The following is an 18336-nucleotide window of genomic DNA, read 5'->3' as shown; positions in this document are numbered from 1 at the left end:
GAGCGTCCTGCCTGGAGAAGCACCTGGTCAGAACTTGACCGGGCCGGGCGGGGAACGAAACAATGCGGGCACATCTCGGCCCCGCTCGGGCTCGCTGGCTTCGGGAGTTGCTCATGGCCGAACGGATCTGCCCCGCTTCTTCCGAACAGGAACGGATCTGGTTCGCCAGCCAATTCGCACCGAATTCTCCCGCTTACCACATTTCGGCGGCCATGACGTTGCCGCCGGCCGCTTTGCCGCCAGAGAAAATCGGGGAACTGCTCGCGGCGGTGACCGCGCGGCACGAAGCCCTGCGGACGTCGCTGGCCGCCGACGAGCACGGCGTGCTGCACCAGACGATCCATGACGAGGTCGTCCTCGACGTCGAGCACGTCGATCTGCGCGGGCACGCCGAGGCCGAGGCGGAAGCCCGCGGCCTGCTGCGCGAATTGAGCCTTCGGCCGCTCCCCCTCGATCGCGCACCGCTGTGGCGTGCGGCGTGCGTGCGCTTGTCCGACAAGCACTACTGGCTGCTGTTCGTGGTGCACCATGCGGTTTTCGATGCGGCGTCGAGCGTGCTGTTGCAGTCTGAGCTGGACGAGCTGTGCGCGGCGTCGGCGGCCGGGCGGCCTCCGGAACTGCCCGAACTGGCCACGCAGTACGCCGATTACGCGGTGCGGCAGCGCTCCGCGAGCGGCGATCAGGAGCGGCGGCTGGCGTACTGGCGCGGGCAACTCGCCGAGTTGCCGGACTTGGTGCCCACGGATCTGCCCCGGCCCGCCGTGCCGGGGCAAGAGGCCGCGGCGGTGCCGTTTCATCTGCCAGACGGATTCATCGATCACGTGACGGCGGTCGGGCGCGGTCTTCGCGCGACGGCGTTCATGGTGCTGCTGGCCGCGCATCACGTGCTGCTCGCACGGCTTTCAGGCACCGCTGACGTCGCCGTCGCGGTGCCGACGTCCAGCAGGGACCGGCAGACGCGGTCGGTGATCGGGATGTTCATCGACACCGTGATCGTGCGCGTCGCGCTGCCCGCCGAACTGACCTTCGCGGAAGCGGTCGCGCGGGTGCGGGACGCGCTCTTCGACGGCTTGCGGCACAAGGGAATCTCGTTCCAGGAGATCGCCGAGGAGTTCAGCGCCGACGGGGCCGACCGGTTCGGGCGGCTGTCCCGGGTCGCGTTCAACTACGTGCCGTCGTCGGGACACGAGTCGATCCACAACGGGTGGGCCCGCGCCGATCTCGCGCTTGAGTTGTCCACTGTGGACGGCTGGCTGCTGTACCGGACGGACCTGTTCCAGCGGCGCGGTGCCGAGGCGTTGACCAGGCGGTATCTCGGTTTGCTGACCGCGGCCCTGGACGCGCCGGACACGCGGCTGCGCGACCTGCCCTTGCACGCCGACGGCGAGCTGGCGGAGGTGCTGGCCTGGAGCACCGGCGAGCCCGCACCACCTCCGGCGCCGCTGTCCGAACTGGTCGCCCGGCATGCCGAGAACGCTCCGCAGCGCACGGCAGTGGACGCTGCCGACGGCACGCTGACTTACGCCGAGCTGCACAAACGGGTCGAGCGCCTGGCCGGAGTGCTGGCCGCGCGCGGGATCGGCCCGGAGCAGGTCGTAGCGATCGTCGCTCCGCGCTCGGCCGCTTATCTGACCGCGGTGCTGGCAGTGCTCCGCGTCGGAGCCGCGTTCGCCCCGATCGATGCCGCAACCCCGCCGGCGCGGATCGCGAAGCTGCTGGCCAACACCACGGCAACCTTGGCCACGTCGTCCACAGTGGACCTGTTGCCGCCGGGCAGCGACCCCGTTGTGCTGGACGCGCTGGATGATCTGCCCACCGCAGCTCTGCCGCATCAGGCGCTTCCGGACAATGCCGCGTACCTGCTGCACACTTCAGGGTCGACCGGCGAGCCGAAGGGCGTGCTGGTCACCCGCGATTCGTGGGCGCGGCTGGCGGCGACCTGGGCTGAGCGGCTGGGGCTGACGGGCGAGTCACGGGTCGCGCAACTCGCCTCGGCGGCTTTCGACGCGTCCGTGGCCGAGATCGGCGCTGGGCTGGTCGCCGGAGCGACGCTGGTAATCCCCGAGGTGCCGACCGCCGGAGAGGACCTGGCGAAGTGGCTGGACGATCAGGCAGTCACCGAGCTGCTGCTCACTCCGACCGTTCTCGCCAGTCTCCCGGAAGGATCGCTCCGCGACGTCCGGACCATGTTCGTCGGCAGCGAGGCGTGTCCGACGGACCTGGCGGCGCGGTGGCACGCGGACAGACGCCGGGTAGTCAACGCCTACGGCCCGACCGAGGCGACTGTCAGCGCGACGCTCTGGGACTTCGAGCCCGGTGTCGAGACGCCGACCGTGCCGATCGGCCGCCCGCATCGGGGCGCGCAGGTGTACGTGCTGGACGCGGCGCTGAAACCGGTGCCGCCGGGGGTGACCGGTGAGCTCTATCTCGCGGGATCCGGGGTTGCCCGGGGTTATCTGGGTCAGCCGGGCCGGTCGGCGGAGCGGTTCGTGGCGTGCCCGTTCGGGCCGCCGGGTGCGCGGATGTACCGCAGCGGCGACCTCGCGAGGTGGGGCTACGACGGGCTGCTGGAATTCCGGGGCCGCGCCGACGACCAGGTCAAGGTGAACGGGATCCGGGTCGAGCCCGGCGAGATCGAGGCCGCTCTGCTGGCGCGGCCGGACGTCGAGCACGCGGTCGTTGTGCTCCGCGAAGGACGGCTCGTCGGGTATGTGACCGGATCCACTGTGGACACTGAAGCGGCGTTGGCGGACCTCGCCGGTCGCTTGCCCAGCGGGTTGGTGCCTGGTGCGTTGGTCGTGCTGGAATCGATTCCGTTCACTCGCAACGGCAAGCTGGACCGGAGCGCCTTGCCCGCGCCTGCTGCGCCTACCGCTCCGCGCGGAGAGGTGTCCGGCACGGTCGGGTTGATCTGCCGGTTGTTCGGCGAGGTGCTCGGGGTGGCCGACGCCGGGCCGGAGGACAGTTTTTTCGCGCTTGGCGGAGACAGCATGTCCTCGATCCGGCTGGTGAACCGCGCCCGGAAGGCGGGTCTGACGTTCTCGCCGCGAGACGTGTTCCGGCGGCGGACCCCGGCCCGGATCGCCGCGGCCATGTCCGACAAGCCGCAGGAAGTACTGGTCCGCAACAATTCCCGCACGGTGGACCGGACGCTGGCGGACGTCTTCGCCGAGACTGCGCGACGGCATCCGGAGGCCGCGGCGCTCGACGACGGAACCACGGTGCTGAGCTACTCCGCGCTGTCCGAACAGGCCGGTGCGCTGGCTGAGCGCCTGCGCGGGCTCGGAGTCGGCGCGGGCGACCGGGTCGGCGTGCGGATTCCCTCCGGCACGGCTGAGCTGTACATCGCGATCCTCGGCGTGCTCATCGCCGGGGCCGCGTATGTCCCGGTGGATGCCGACGATCCGGACGAGCGCGTCGAGCTGGTCTTCGCCGAGGCTGAGGTTCGAGCGGTGGTGCGGCAGGGCGGCCGAGTCGAGCCGCGCTCCGCGAGTGCGAGCCGGGCTGACGGCGAGGCGTGGGTGATCTTCACGTCCGGCTCCACCGGGCGGCCGAAGGGCGTGGCGGTCCCGCATTCCGCAGCGGTGTCCTTTGTGGACAGCGAGGCGCGGCTGTTCCGCGCCGGTCAGCCGCTCGGGCCGGGCGACCGGGTCCTCGCCGGGCTCTCGGTCGCCTTCGACGGGTCCTGCGAGGAGATCTGGCTGGCGTGGCGCAGCGGCGCGTGCCTGGTCCCGGCGGCCCGGGAGACGGTCGAGGGGCCTTGGCTGCGGGAACGCGGGATCAGCGTGGTCTCGACGGTGCCCGCCCTCGCCGCCGCGTGGACGGCGCGGGACCTGGAGTCGGTCCGGCTGCTGATCTTCGGCGGCGAGTCGTGCCCGGCGGACCTGCTCGACCGCCTCGCCGGGCCGGACCGGGAGATCTGGAATACCTACGGGCCGACGGAAGCCACGGTGGTCGCGACGCTGTGGCGGCACCGGCCTGGCCGTGCGACGACGGCCGCCGCCCCGATCGGCCGCCCGCTGCCGGGTGTCGCCGCGCACGTGCTCGACGCGCGGTTGCGCCCGGTGGAGCCAGGCGAATCCGGCGAACTTTATCTGACCGGGGCGGGACTGGCCCGCGGCTACGTCGGCCGTCCGGGGTTGGCGGCCGAGCGGTTCGTGGCCTGCCCGTTCGGCCCGCCGGGCGCGCGGATGTACCGGACCGGGGACTTGGTCCGCGAGGACTCGGACGGCATCCTGCACTTCTGCGGGCGCGCCGACGCGCAGGTCAAGATCCACGGCGTGCGGATCGAGCCCGCCGAGGTCGAAGCGGCCTTGCGCGCCGATCCGGCGATCCGGCGCGCGGCGGTGGTCGTGCAGGAAGACGAGCCGGGCAAACGACGCCTCGTCGGTTACGTCGTGCCCGCCGCGGAGTCCACAGTGGACGTCGAGGGCGTGCTGACCGGGCTCGCCGCCGCCCTTCCCGGCGCGTTCGTTCCGGCTGACCTTGTGGTCCTGGAAGAGATCCCGACCACCCGCAACGGCAAGACCGACCTCGCCGCGCTGCCGGCCCCAGTCCGGTCCGCGACTCCGACAAAGCGCGCGACGACCTCCACGGAGCAGCTGCTGTGCCAGGTGTTCGCCGAGGTGCTCGGGCTCGCCGAGGCCGGAGTCGACGACAGCTTCTTCGCGCTCGGCGGGGACAGCCTGCTGGCGATCACGCTGGTCGGCCGGGCGCAGGCGAAAGGCATCCGCTTCACGCCGCACGAGCTGTTCCTGCGCCGCACCCCGGCCCGGCTCGCACGGCTGGCCGGCGACCGTCGCACCCCCGCCGATTTCCCGTTGGCGTCAGTGAACCAGGCCGAGGTCGACTACCTGCTCCGCGACTATCCGGGCCTGATCGACGTCGTGGCGCTCACGCCGCTGCAACAGGGTCTGGTGTTCCACGGCAGCTACGACAACTCCGAGAACTACCGCGTGCAACTGGCGCTCGAGGTGGACGGCGACCTCGATCCGGACCGGCTTCGCGACGCAGTCGACACGCTGGTCCGCCGTTACCCGAATCTCGGCGCGGCGTTTCCGGCCACCCGCGACGGCCGCCTCGTGCAGGTGATCCCGGCGCACCGTCCGCCCCACTGGCGCGAAGCTGACGTGTCCTCGGCAGAGCACGAAGCCGAGCGGATCTCCGCCGAGGAGCTGCAGGCGCCGCTGGACCTTGCCCGTCCCCCGCTGCTGCGGGCTGCGCTGTTGAAGCTCGGCGAGGGACGGTCGAGGCTGCTGCTGACCGTGCACCACGTGCTGCTGGACGGCTGGTCGACGCCCATCGTCATCCGCGAACTGCTCGCGCTGGCCGCCGGCGAGGACCTGCCTCCCGCCGCCGACCACCGCGACTACCTGCGCTGGCTGGCGGAACAGGACCACGCGGTGGCGGCCAAGGCGTGGGCGCAGACATTGCGGGATCTCGACGGGCCGACTCTGGTGGCCCCGCCGCGCTCGCGCGCTGTCCGGCCGAAGCAGGTCAGCGTCCGACTGGGGGCAGACGTCTTCGCCGCGCTCCGGGATCGGTTGCGGGGATTGGACCTGACGCTCAACGCCGCGGTGCAGTCGGCGTGGGCGGTCCTGCTCGGCAGGCTCACCGGCAAGGCCGACGTCGTGTTCGGCACTACGGTTTCCGGACGGCCGGCGGAGCTGGAGCACGCGGACCGGATGGTCGGGCTGCTGATCAACACGATCCCGGTCCGGGTCCGGTGTTCGCCGCACGAACCGCTGGCGGCGTTGCCGCGCCAGGTTCAGGACCAGCAGGCGGATCTGCTGGAGCACCAGTATCTCGGCCTCGCCGACATCCAGCGCGCGGCCGGGCACGGGGTGCTGTTCGACACCGCGACCGTCGTCGAGACGTATCCGGACATCGGCGGGCTCGGCCGCGCCGGCGAGCTGGCGGTCACCGGATTCGGCAGGCAGGAGTCGACGCACTACGCGCTCTACCTTTACGTGATTCCCGGGCACGAGCTGACTGTCGAACTCGCCTACCGGCCGGACGTGCTCAGCGCGGACACCGCGGTGGAGGTCGCCGAGAGCTTCCTCAGCCTGCTGACGGCGATCGCTGATCAGCCTTCGCGACCGGCCGGGGCGCTCCGGCTTTTGACCGACGACCGTGCGCAGGAATTGCTCGCCGCGGGACTCGGTGCCGCTGCGGGAGCGCGGCCGTTCGACCCGATCTCGGCGGGCACGGACCGGGTCGCCGTACGCGACGCGGACGGACAGCTCACCTATCGCGAACTCGACGCGGCGGCGAACCGATTGGCGCACTTGCTGATCGAGCACGGCGTCGGTCCGGAAAGGACAGTGGCGGTGGCGATCCCGCCGTCTGCTTCATACCTGACCGCGCTGCTCGCGATCACTCGCGCAGGCGCGGCCGCACTGCCGCTCGACCTCAACCATCCGCTCCACCGCCGACAGTTCATGGTCGAAGACGCCCGCCCGCTGCTGACGCTCGGAACCGCGACGACCCTCGACGGCCTGCCCGGCCCGCATCTCATCCTGCCGAACACCATCGACCAGCCTGACACGCGACCGGTTGAGCGCGCGATGCCGCAGCATCCGGCTTTTCTCTTCTACACCTCAGGTTCGACCGGCACTCCGAAGGCCGTCGTCACCACACGTGCCGCGGTCGCGAACGCCATCGCCGCCTTCGTGCCCGGCTACCGCCTCGACGAGAACGCCCGGATGGCGCACACCACCTCGGCGGCGTTCGACATCTCGGTGGCGGAACTGTTCGTCCCCCTGGCCGCAGGGGCGACTGTGGTGATCCCGGATCCCAGCGTGCCGCGCGCCGGGGCCGGACTCGGCGATTGGCTTCGCGAGGCCGAAATCAGCCACGCTCAGCTGGTGCCGACGGTCCTGGGCACGATCCCGCCCGAATCGGCGGACGGCCTGACCACCGTGATCGTCGGCGGCGAGGCGTGCCCCGGCGAACTGGCGCAGCGATGGAGCGACGGCCGCACGGTGGTCAACGCCTACGGTCCGACCGAGGCGACCATCTGGGCGACCCTGTGGGACTGCGAGCCCGGCTCAGGAACGGCCGTCGCGCCGATCGGCCGGCCGATGCCGGGAGTGCGCGTGCTGGTGCTCGATTCCGCACTGCGCCCGCTCCCGCCGGGGATCACCGGCGAGCTGTACCTGGCCGGAGACTGCCTGGCCCGCGGCTACGGCGGTCGCCCTGCCCTGACTGCTGAACGCTTCACCGCTTGTCCGTACGGTCCACCGGGCGCGCGCATGTACCGGACCGGCGACCTCGCGCACTGGGACTCCGACGGCACGCTGCACTACGACGGGCGTACCGACGGACAGCTGAAGATCAACGGCGTGCGCGTGGAACCGGGCGAGATCGAAGCTGCCCTTCTGACGCATCCGGACGTCGAGCAGGCTGTGGTGTCCACTGTGGACAAGCGGCTGCTCGCTTACGTGGTGCCTGCCGAGGTGATGGGCGTTCGGGAGCATCTCGCTCAGTTGCTGCCCCAATCCGTGGTGCCCGGTGCGGTCATCGGGCTCGACGAGCTGCCCCGGCTGGCCAACGGCAAGATCGACCGCGCCGCGCTGCCCCGCCCGGCCCGCCGCGAGTCTCGCCGCCCGGCCGATGCGCGAGAGGCGACGTTGTGCCAGATCTTCGGCTCGGTGCTCGGCGTGACCGACGTCGGCGCGGACGACGGATTCCTGGACTTGGGCGGGGACAGCATTTCCGCGATCCAGCTGGTGGCACGCGCGCAGGCCGCCGGTCTCGGGTTCACCCTGCGGGAGGTGTTCCGGCACGGAAGTCCGGCCGGGCTTGCCGCCGTAGCACGGGTCCGGGCCGACGTCGAGCTTGGCGGCGGGGAGGTGCCGCTGACGCCGGTGATGCACTGGCTGGCCGAGACCGGCGGCGATATCGACCGGTTCAGTCAGTCGGCGTTCGTGCACACTCCCGCCGGGCTGACCGAGGATCGGCTGGCGGGTGCGCTGGAGCAGGTCCTCGCGCGGCACGAGATGCTGCGGATGCGGTGGGTGCCGGGTGTTCCCGACAGCCAGGCTGGAGGTTGGCTTGGCGGTGCACCGGGTGCCGGGGAGAGCGCGCGAGGGCGGGGAAGGGATGCCATCGCACCGAGCACTGGAGACAGCCACCCGTCAGCCGACACCAGCGCAGGGCCGAGCATATCCCCCTCGCCCGAACCGGGCACGATCGCCATCGAACCAAGCGCCGGAAACTGTCTTCGCCGCGTCGAGATCACCGGCCCCGACCCCGAAGCGCTCGTCCAGTCCGAAGCCGCGGCAGCGGGAGCATCCCTCGCGCCCGAGCGAGGCGTGATCGTCCGCGCGGTCTGGTTCGACGCCGGACCCGCTCGCCGGGGCCGCCTGTTGCTGATCGTGCACCACCTGGCCGTCGACATCGTCTCCTGGCCCATCCTCCTGTCCGATCTCGCCGCCGCCTGCGAGGACCCCGGCACCCCGTTGCCGGCGGTACCCACGTCCTTCCGCGCTTGGGCGACCCGGCTGAACGAGGAAGCCCGGTCCGCGCGTCGGCTGGCGGAGCTGCCGTACTGGAACTCGGTCATTACCGACACCGGCCCCGCCATCACCACGGGGAGCCTGAACAGCGAACGAGACACTTTCGGCACAGCCACCCACCACACCGTCTCGCTCCCAGCGGACACCACCCACGCCGTACTCGGTCCGGTGTGTGCGGCCTTCCATGCTTCGGCGGAAGACGTCCTGCTCACCGCACTCGCGATCGCGGTCGCCGATTGGCGTGAGCGCAACAGCCTGCCCCGCAAGGCGTTCCGGGTCGACGTCGAGGGACACGGACGCGCGGACCTCGACGACGCGATCGACCTGACCCGCACGGTCGGCTGGTTCACCAGCATGCGTCCGGTCCGCCTCGACCCCGGCCCGCTCCGGTGGGACGACCTCTGGTCCGGCGGCCCGGACGCGGGCGCGTGCCTGCGGCGGGTCAAGGAGCAGGTCCGCTCCGCACCAGGGCAGGGCCTCGGCTACGGGCTGCTGCGCTACCTCAACCCGGACGCCGCGGCCACGCTCGCCGCCGCCCCCGCAGCCCAGATCGCGTTCAACTACCTCGGCCGGTTCACCCCGTCCGCCGAGGCCGACTGGGCCCCGGTGACCGACTACGGCGCGCTCACCGCCGAGGTGATCACCGGCGGCTCCGGCAACCGGCAGCCGCTGGGGCATCCGCTGCTCGTCGACGCCCACGTGACCGAAGGCCCGGACGGTCCCGTCCTCGGCGCCACCTGGACCTGCGCCCCGGCGCTGCTGTCCGAAGCGGACCTCGTAGACCTCGCGGAGAGCTGGACCCGCGCGGTGACCGCGCTCGCCGACCACGCCCGGATTCCCGGCGCCGGCGGGCACACGCCTTCGGACTTCCCGCTGACACCGCTCCGGCAGTCCGATGTGGACCGAATCGCGACGGAGTACCCCGGGTACGCCGACATCCTTCCGCTCACGCCTTTGCAACGCGGATTCGTGTTCCACGCCAACCTCGACGGAGCCGGCACCGATCTCTATCGCATGCAGCTCAGCCTCGATCTCACCGGAGAGGTGGATGCTTCGCGGCTGCGGGCGGCGCTGGTCTCGGTGCTGGAGCGACACCCGCACCTGCGCGCGGCGTTCCCGACAGTCAGTTCCGGCGAGCCGGTCGCGGTGATTCCGGCGCTGACGGAGCCGGAGTGGACCGATGTGCGCGGCAACGGCGAAGTGGAAGCGCTCGTCGAGACGGAGGCGGCCCGGCCGTTCGACCTGGCCAAGCCGCCGCTGCTGCGGGCGCTGCTGGTGCGGATGCCCGGCGGACAGAACCGGCTGGTGCTCACCTATCACCACGTCCTGCTGGACGGGTGGTCGATTCCGCTGCTGCTGGACGAGATTCGCCGTGGGTACGCCGGGGATCACCGGGCGTCCGTGGCGGAGCTGCGCGACTACTTCGACTGGCTCGGCGAACAGGACCGAGAGGCCGCGATTCAGGCGTGGCGGTCTTCGCTGGACGGCCTCCCCGGTCCGACGCTGATCGCGGACCGGCGCGCGACCGCTGATCCGGTCGAGATCACGACGTCACTGTCCACTGAGGACTACGCCAGGTTGTCGGCACGGCTGCGGCAGCTCGGCGTCACGCTCAACACGGCCGTCCAGGCTGCTTGGGCGATTCTGCTCGGCGAGCACACCGGCCGCGCGGACGTCGTGTTCGGCACCACCGTGTCCGGGCGTCCGCCGGAGCTGCCGGCGGCGAACGAGCTGATCGGCCTGCTGATCAACACGCTCCCGGTGCGCGTACGGCTGGTCGCGGACGAGCCGCTCGCCGAGTTCTTGCGGCGGCTCCAGCGGGAACAGACAGAGCTGTTCGAGCATCAGTACCTCGACCTCGCGGAGATCCAGCGTCTTGCCGGGCACGGCGAGCTGTTCGACACGGCCACCGTTGTCGAGAACTACGCTGGCGCCAAGGAACTGCTCGGCGGCGACGGTCTGTTCGCCGGAATCAGCGGCCGGGAATCGACGCATTACCCGCTCGACCTCACCGTCCGCCCCGGCGCGGAACTCGGGATTCGGCTGGCGTACCGGCCTGACGTCGTCAGCCCGGCGACGGCGACTGAGCTGGCCTCGCGCTTCCGCCAGATCCTCCTGACCGTCGCGGCCGAACCCGGCCGGATCCTGCGGCCGACGCCGACCGTCGCGGAGTGGTTCAGCCGGATCGCCGCACGCTACGCCGACCGGCCCGCGGTCTCCGATGCGCGGATTTCCTACACCTACGCGGAATTCGACGCGGCGGCCAACCGGCTCGCGCATCTCCTGATCGCCCACGGCGCGGGCCCGGAGCGGATCGTCGCCGTCGCGGTACCGCGCGGAGCCGACCACGCGCTCGCGATCCTGGCGGTGCTCAAGTCCGGGGCGGCGGTGCTGCCGGTGGACACCGGTTATCCGGCCGAGCGGATCCGGTTCATGCTCGCCGACGCCCAGCCGGTGCTGACGCTGACGCACGAGGAACTGGACACACCACACCTCAATCTCGCCGATTCCCGCACCGCCCTTGCCGCGCGACCAGACACAGTGCCGAAGACCGAGGTCGGGCCGCTCAACCCCGCGTTCGTGCTCTACACCTCCGGTTCGACCGGGACCCCGAAGGCGGTCTCCGTCCCGCACGCGGCGGTCGTGAGCATGGCTGCCGCGCAGATCGACGGGTTCGCCGTCGACGCGACCGCCACCGTCTCGCAGTTGTCGTCGCCGAGCTTCGACGCGGCGATTTCCGAACTGTGCACGGGGTTGCTGTCGGGTGCGCATCTGGTGTTGCCGGGACCCGACGTCATCCTGGAAGGACCTTCGCTAGCTGAATGGATCACCGAACACGAGGTCACGCACGTGCAGCTCGCCCCGGCGGTGCTGGCGACCGTCCCGGCGGAGAGCCTGCCTCAGGTGCGCACCCTCGTGGTCGGCGGCGAAGCCTGTCCGGACACGCTGATCGAGACGTGGGCGCGCGGCCGAAGGATGGTGAACACCTACGGCCCGGCCGAAGCCGCCGACACCGTGACGTTGTGGCCCTGCTCCCCCGGTTCCGGCCGCGCCGTCGCGCCGATCGGCCGCCCGATCCGGGACACCGAGGTGTTCGTGCTGGACTCGCGGCTCGCTCCGGCGGCGCGGGGAACGGTCGGCGAGATCTACGTCTCCGGCCCCGGTCTCACCCGGGGCTATCTGGGCCGGCCGGGGCTGACGGCGGAGCGGTTCACCGCCTGCCCGTTCGGCCCGCCCGGCGCGCGGATGTATCGCACCGGCGACCTGGGCCGCTGGGACGCGGACGGTCTCCTGCACTACGAGGGGCGGGTCGACGACCAGGTCAAGGTCAACGGGATCCGGGTCGAGCTGGGCGAGGTCGAGGCTGCCTTGACCGCTCATCCCGACGTCGGGCAGGCCGTGGTCGTTCCGGACGACGGACGGCTGGTCGGCTACCTCGTGCCCGCGCCCGAAGCGGCGGTCGATCCCGCCGCGGTGCGGGCCGGGCTCACGGCGCGGCTGCCGGTCCATCTCGTGCCGGCGGCGCTGCTGGTGATGGCACAGATTCCGCGTACGGCCAATGGGAAAATCGACCGTGCGGCCCTGCCTCGGCCGCGGACTTCCCAGCAGTCTCCGGTGGCAGCGGGCCGGGCTCCGCGCACCCCGCACGAGCGCATGCTCTGCGAGGTTTTCGCCGACACGCTCGACCGGCCGTCGGTCGGCGTCGACGAGGATTTCCTCGCGCTGGGCGGGCATTCGCTGCTGGCGATGCGGGCGGTCTCCCGGATCCGGGACCTGCTCGGCGTTGAACTGGCCGTACGCGAACTGTTCGATCACCCGACCGCGGCCGGGCTCGCCGCGCGCGTGGAGCAGGCCCGGCCCGCGTTGGCAGGATCGCTGGAGCGTCGGGAGCTTCCGGACCGGATTCCGTTGTCGCATAGTCAGTTCCGGTTCTGGGCGCGGGATCAGCTGCACGGTCCGACGGCCACGACGGTGCTTCCGCTCGCGCTGCGGCTGCCGGAGCTGGACGAGGCGGCGCTGACCGCCGCGCTGACCGATCTCGTCGCACGGCACGAATCGCTGCGGACGGTCTACGACGTGCACGAAGGCCAGCCGTACCAACGTATCCTGCCCCCATCACCGCCTGACCTGCGTCGGCTGACCGCTGTCGACCTGGATCGGGTGCTGTCCGAGGCAGCTTCCGAACCCTTCGACCTGACGCGCGAGCCGCCGCTGCACGCTTATCTGGTCACCGGTGCGGAGCAGCTTCTGCTGCTGGTGCTCCCCCATGTCGCCGCGGACGGCTGGTCGCTGGACGTGCTTTCCCGCGACTTCCGCCAGGCCTACTCCGCTCGCCGCGCCGGGGTCTCGCCCGCCTGGCCGCCGCTTCCGGTCCGTTATGCGGATTACGCGGTGTGGCAGCGTGATCTGCGCGTCGACGAGCAGCTCGCTCACTGGCGATCCGCGCTCGCCGGGCTCCCCTCGGAAATCCCGCTGCCCGCCGACCGGCCGAGACCGTCCATCAGGACCGGACGAGGCGGGACCGTGCTCGGCCGCTTCGACGCCGGGCTGCGCGACGGCCTGACCGCGGTGGCCCGGGAGTGCGGAGCGAGCCTGTTCATGGTGCTGCACGCCGGTCTGGCCGCCCTCCTCACCGGCCTCAGCGGTGCCACTGACCTGCCGCTGGGGACGCCGATCGCCGGCCGTCCCCGCCCTGAACTGGACGATCTTGTCGGGTGTTTCGCCGACTGTCTGGTGCTGCGCACGGATACCGCCGGAGACCCGTCGTTCCAGGAGCTGGTGGCACGGGTGCGCGAGGTGGACCTGACCGCGTACGCCAACCAGGACGTGCCGTTCGACCACCTGGTGGCGGAACTGGGCGCGCGGACGCCCGACCGGCACCCGCTGTTCCAGGTGCAGCTGGCTCTTCAGGACCTGCCAGTCGGCGCGAACCGGGGTGACGAGCGTCCGGTCGCCATCGGCACGGACTCCCACGATCACGACCTGTACCTGGAATTCCAGGAGGCCCGGACGAACGAGCTGGACGCCTATCTGCACTACTCCAGCGATCTGTTCGACCGCGCCACCGCCGCCGGACTGCTCGACCAGCTGCGGGCGCTGCTCACCGCGGCCGTCGATGCTCCTGACGCGCCGCTGTCCCGGCTGGGGTTGTCATGACGCATCTCTGCATGGTGAATCTGCCGTCGTACGGACATGTGCTGCCGAGCCTGGAGGTGATCCGGGAACTCGTCGCGCGCGGGCATCGGGTGAGCTATGCCAACGACCCCGCTTTCGCCGACGTGATCACCGCTGCCGGCGCGGACTTCGTGCCCTACCGGTCGACGCTCTTGTCCTATTTGGACGGCCGGGCGGAGTGGCCTTCCGACGAGATCGCGCACCGGGACCTGTTCCTCGACGACGCTATTGCGATGACCCCGCAGCTGCGGACGGCGTTCGAGCGGGACCGACCGGATCTGGTCCTGTACGACCAGGGCGTCGGCGCGGTGCGGGTGCTGGCCGAACAGTGGCGGGTGCCGCACGTGATGTTCTCGCCGAACTCGGTCCCGGACCGCAGCGACGAGGAACTCTTCCGCGAATTCGAGGAACGACGGCGTGATCCGCGCTACTCCGTCCACTACGGACGGTGGGCGGAGTGGTTGCGCGGCAACGGAATCCCCTCTGGCTATCTGGGCCGTCCGACCCGGGAACTGGCGCTGATCCCGCGAGTGCTGCAGCCGAATCCCGAGCGGGTGGATGCTCGGCGGACCACCTTCGTCGGCCCCTGTTTCGGTTCCCGCTCGGATCCGGGGTGGCGGCCTCCCGCCGGGGCGGAACGGGTGCTGCTGGTGTCGCTGGGGTCGACGTTCACCAGCAAGCCCGGCTTTTACCGGGAATGCGTCGCGGCATTCGGCGATCTTCCGGGGTGGCACGTGGTGCTCCAGATCGGCAAGCACGTCGATCCGGCCGCGCTCGGAGAGTTGCCGGGGACGGTCGAGGTGCGGGATTGGGTTCCGCAGCCGGCGGTGCTGGAGAAGGCTTCCGCGTTCGTGACCCATGGCGGGATGGGCGGGTGCGTGGAGGGGTTGTTCCACGGCGTGCCGATGATCGCGGTGCCGCAGGATCCGCATACCGACCAGCCGGACAATGCCGACGCTCTGGTGCGACTCGGGGTCGGGCGCCGGATCGATCCTGGCCACGTGACCGCGGAGGTGCTGCGGGAGAGTGTGCTGGAGCTGGCCGGGTCGCCGGAGGTCGCGGCTCGGTTGGCGGAGGTTCGCCAGGAGCTGATGGCGGAGGGCGGGACCGGGCGGGCTGCTGATCTGATCGAGGCGGAGCTGGCGGGGTGACAGGTTCCGCGAATTCTCCCCGAGCGGACTTTGTCCACATTGGACCTGCTGAGGCCGGGCATCACTCGGCCGCCCAGCCGGGCCGGACGAGGCCGGTTTCGTAGGCGAGCACGACCAGCCCCGCCCGGTCCCGCACCGCGAGTTTGCCCATGATGCGCGAGACGTGGGTCTTCGCGGTCAGCGGGCTGGCCCGCAGCCGGGCCGCGATGTCCGCATTGGACAGTCCCGTTCCGGCCAGCGCGAGGACCTGCCGTTCCCGCCCGGTCAACGCGGCGAGCGCCGCGGCGGCCGACGGGACCGGCTTCGTGCGGGCGGCGTATTCCGTGATCAGCCGACGCGTGACGCCGGGGGCGAGCAGGGCGTCGCCGGCCGCGGCGGCCCGCACGCCGCGCACGAGTTCGTCCGGTTCGCTGTTCTTCACCAGGAATCCGGCCGCACCTCGGCGGAGTGCCTCGAAGACGTATTCGTCCAGGTCGAAGGTGGTGAGCATGACCACGCGGGTCCCGCCGCACCGCGGGTCCGAGGCGATCTGCCCGGTCGCGGCCAGTCCGTCGAGGCCGGGCATGCGGATGTCCATCAGGACGACGTCGGGCCGCAGTTCCCGCACGAGGTTCAGCGCGGTCTCGCCGTCGTCGGCTTCGCCTGCCACCACGAGGTCCGGGCAGGTCTCCAGCAGCACCCGGATGCCCGCCCGCACCAGCGCCTGGTCGTCGGCGAGGACGACGCGGGCCGGAGCCGGGCCGGTCACCGGGCGCCGCCGATCGGCAAAACCGCGGCCACCCGATACCCGCCGCCGGGAACCCGGCCCGTCGTCAGCGCGCCGCCGAACGCCACCGCGCGTTCCCGCATCCCCGGCAGGCCGTTGCCGCCTCCCGGCGCCGCGCGGCGAGGACGGCCGCCGCCGTCGTCGGTCACGGTGAGTTCCAGCCGGTCGTCGGCGCAGGTCAGGCTGAGTCCGACGGTCGCGCCTGAACCGGCGTGCCGGATCGCGTTCGTGACTGCTTCCTGGGCGATCCGGTACGCGGCCTGGTCCACCGGAGCGGGCAAGGCCGGCAGCGCGTCCTCGATCTCGGTCGCGACGCGCAGGCCCGCCGCTCGAGCGCCGTCCAGCAGTTCGGCCAGGTCGCCGGGCTGGGAAAGCCGGGGGCTCGGGCGGTAGGGGACGTCGCCGGAGTCGGGCGCACGGAGCGCGTCCAGCACCGCGCGCACCTCTCCGAGGGCGGAGTTGCCCGCGTCCTTGATCGCCGTCAGCGCCTGTTCGACGGCTGGCGGATCGCGCGGAAGCAGCGCGAGCCCGGCATTGGCCTGGACGGTGATCAAGGCCAACCGGTGGCCGAGCACGTCGTGGAGATCCCGCGCGATTCGCAGCCGTTCGTCCCCGGCGCGACGCAATGCCTGTTCCCGTTGGGTGCGGGCCTCACCGGCCAGCTCCGCCTCGCGGGCTTTTCGTGCCTGCCGACGCACCCGGACGAGTTCCGCGGCCACGGCCAGCACGAGAAACCACGCGGCCAACCCGACTGCCGCGGCCGTGCTCGGAGCGTCCCAGCCGGGCACCGGGACAGTGACGGCCAGTGCATACCCGCTGGCGAGCACCGCATAAGCGACCGGGCGGCTGCCGAACACCACTGCGGCGGCGAAAGTGCCGACCAGCGGCAGGAACACCGGTGCGGGCACCACGCCCAAGAGCAGATCCGCGACGTACATGGCGAAGCCGGTCAGCAACGCGAGCGTCGGGCGGGTCCGCCACCACGCCACGGCCGCGCCAGCCAAGGCAGCGGTCGCATTCCCCGCCCACGAGCCGCCGTGGGAGGCGACCACCGCGGCCGCAACGGAGACGACGGCGAGAGCCAACGCCAGCACGGCATTCCCGCCGCCCGGCAGGCGGTGGGACGCGGTGGCGGCCCGGCTCAATCTCACCTGGTCATCGTCCGCGTCTCGCGGCGGCAGCGCGTCCGTCCGGAAGCGCATTTCCCGCTACGCCCCCGGACGTACTCCCGTGGGAGCAGACCGGGATACGCCTGCGAAGCGACGCGGGACGGGCGTCGATCGCCGCATGATCCCCGTCATGACCACGCTTCCACCCAAGCTCGGGCGGACGGTCGACGCACCGCCCGATCCGCTGACCATCGCCCCACCCCGCAAGGAGCAATTCATGCCCGCTACCATCGAATTCCGCGTCCGCACCGGCGTGCTGGCCGCAGTGTCCTATGTGGTCTTCTTCGTCCTGTCCCTCGTTCTCCCCGGCCTGCTCGGGCAGAACCGAGGCGCGTCGATCGTCACCCCGTACTCGACGAACTCCGAAGTAGCGGCCTACCTCGCTGCCACCAGCCACGGCGGGCCGCCGATCGCCGCCTTCTGCCAAGCCCTCAGCGGACTCGCCCTGCTGGTCTTCGCAGGTTGGTCAGCCAGCTACCTGCACCGCCTCGACGCCCACGCCGCACTCGCGCGCTCCGCCGGTATCGCAGCGGCAGTGTTCCTCCTGCTCTCGGCCAGCGCCCAATGGATCCTCTCCCTGCCCGGAATCGCCGACAACCTCGCCGTCTACCGGGCCGTCACGGACCTGAGCTTCACCACGGGCGCGGCCGTCCAGGTCGCCACCACCGGGCTCCTCACCGCCGCGGTCTCGGCCGGTGCGCGAGACCGCCTCCCCAAGTGGCTCGCCTGGTTCGGCCTCGGCGTCGCCGCGCTGTCCGTCCTGTCCCTGCTTTCGGTGCTGGCCAAGGGGTTCTCCCCCTTCCTGCCGATCGGCCGCTACCTCGGCATGGCCTGGTTCCTCGGGCTCGCCGCGCTCCTGCCGCGGCGAGCAGGCCGGCGAGCGCGGGCCGCTACCCCGTGAACCGGTAGCCGACGCCGCGGACCGTCTCGATCAAGGTCTGCTCCCGCAGCTTGCGCCGGAGCTGACGGACCACGACCTCCAGGACGTTCGAGTCCGGATCGGCCATCCGGTCCCACGCGTGCTCGATCAGCTCCCGGCGCGGCACCGGCGCGCCCGCCGCGGCCATCAGGCGTTCGAGGACCAGGAATTCCTTCGGGGCCAGGGTGAGCAGCACGCCCGCGCGGCGCACCTCGCGCGTGCCGGCGTCGAGTTCCACGTCGCCGCGGCGCAGGACGGCCGGGCGGGTCCGCGGCGCGGGGCTCAGCCGGCACAGGCTGCGGACGCGCGCGACCAGTTCGGCCATCTCGAACGGTTTGACCAGGTAGTCGCCGCCGAGTTGCAGGCCCTCGACCCGGTCGGCGGTGCTGTCGCGCGCGGTCAGGAACAGCACCGGCACCGGCCAGCCGGACCGGCGACGGTGCTGCACGTAGCCGAGCGAGTCGCCGGAGGGGAGCATCCGGTCGAAGACCACGCAGTCGTAGGCGTTGACGAAGAGCGCTTCGTCGGCGACCGGCAGATCGCCCACCGCGTCCACGGCGAATCCGGCACTGCGCAACGAAACGTCGAGAGCTATCCGCAAGTTGTCATCGTCTTCGACCACCAGCACCCGCACGAA

At 71.5% G+C, this 18336-nt stretch carries 6 protein-coding genes; 3 read left to right on the top strand and 3 right to left on the bottom strand.

Annotation, left to right across the window (positions count from 1 at the left end; all coding sequences use genetic code 11):
* Positions 1 to 113 precede the first annotated feature (113 nt).
* Both ACFXI3_RS02060 and ACFXI3_RS02055 read left to right on the top strand, forming a co-directional pair.
* Positions 114 to 13676, top strand: a complete 13563-nt coding sequence (locus ACFXI3_RS02060; RefSeq protein WP_378397480.1) for an amino acid adenylation domain-containing protein — start codon at positions 114 to 116, stop codon at positions 13674 to 13676.
* Positions 13673 to 14845, top strand: coding sequence for a macrolide family glycosyltransferase (locus ACFXI3_RS02055; RefSeq protein WP_378397478.1), 1173 nt, complete (start codon positions 13673 to 13675; stop codon positions 14843 to 14845). Before ACFXI3_RS02060 ends, ACFXI3_RS02055 begins: the two co-directional genes overlap by 4 nt.
* A 61-nt stretch (positions 14846 to 14906) precedes the next feature.
* Here ACFXI3_RS02055 and ACFXI3_RS02050 read toward each other — a convergent pair whose 3' ends face one another.
* Together ACFXI3_RS02050 and ACFXI3_RS02045 are read right to left on the bottom strand one after the other, a co-directional pair.
* Entirely contained in the window at positions 14907 to 15593 is a 687-nt protein-coding gene (locus ACFXI3_RS02050; RefSeq protein ID WP_378397477.1) for a response regulator, read from the bottom strand.
* Positions 15590 to 16762 carry a histidine kinase gene (locus tag ACFXI3_RS02045; RefSeq protein ID WP_378397476.1) on the bottom strand — a complete coding sequence of 391 codons (1173 nt, stop codon included), beginning with the start codon at positions 16760 to 16762 and terminating at the stop codon, positions 15590 to 15592. The genes ACFXI3_RS02050 and ACFXI3_RS02045 overlap by 4 nt, the downstream gene beginning before the upstream one ends.
* A 148-nt stretch (positions 16763 to 16910) precedes the next feature.
* On the opposite strand from ACFXI3_RS02045, the gene ACFXI3_RS02040 reads away from it, so the two are divergent.
* Positions 16911 to 17681 (top strand): hypothetical protein, encoded by a 771-nt coding sequence (locus ACFXI3_RS02040; protein WP_378397475.1) that lies wholly within the window; start codon positions 16911 to 16913, stop codon positions 17679 to 17681.
* Here ACFXI3_RS02040 and ACFXI3_RS02035 read toward each other — a convergent pair.
* The gene (locus ACFXI3_RS02035; RefSeq protein WP_344276176.1) at positions 17671 to 18333 is read right to left on the bottom strand and encodes a response regulator transcription factor; all 663 of its coding nucleotides are present in this window, start codon (positions 18331 to 18333) and stop codon (positions 17671 to 17673) included. The genes ACFXI3_RS02040 and ACFXI3_RS02035 overlap by 11 nt on opposite strands.
* Positions 18334 to 18336: the final 3 nt, after the last annotated feature.

Source organism: Amycolatopsis sp. NPDC059235 (assembly GCF_042754125.1).
Lineage (GTDB): Bacteria > Actinomycetota > Actinomycetes > Mycobacteriales > Pseudonocardiaceae > Amycolatopsis > Amycolatopsis albidoflava.
The sequence above is the reverse complement of the archived record's forward strand: the minus strand, read 5'-3'. Positions and strand labels throughout refer to the sequence as shown.

Excerpts from the sequence above, each read along its gene's own strand:
- ACFXI3_RS02060 (WP_378397480.1), top strand. The coding sequence starts at position 114 with ATGGCCGAACGGATCTGCCCCGCTTCTTCCGAACAGGAACGGATCTGG.
- ACFXI3_RS02055 (WP_378397478.1), top strand. The coding sequence starts at position 13,673 with ATGACGCATCTCTGCATGGTGAATCTGCCGTCGTACGGACATGTGCTG.
- ACFXI3_RS02040 (WP_378397475.1), top strand. The coding sequence starts at position 16,911 with ATGACCACGCTTCCACCCAAGCTCGGGCGGACGGTCGACGCACCGCCC.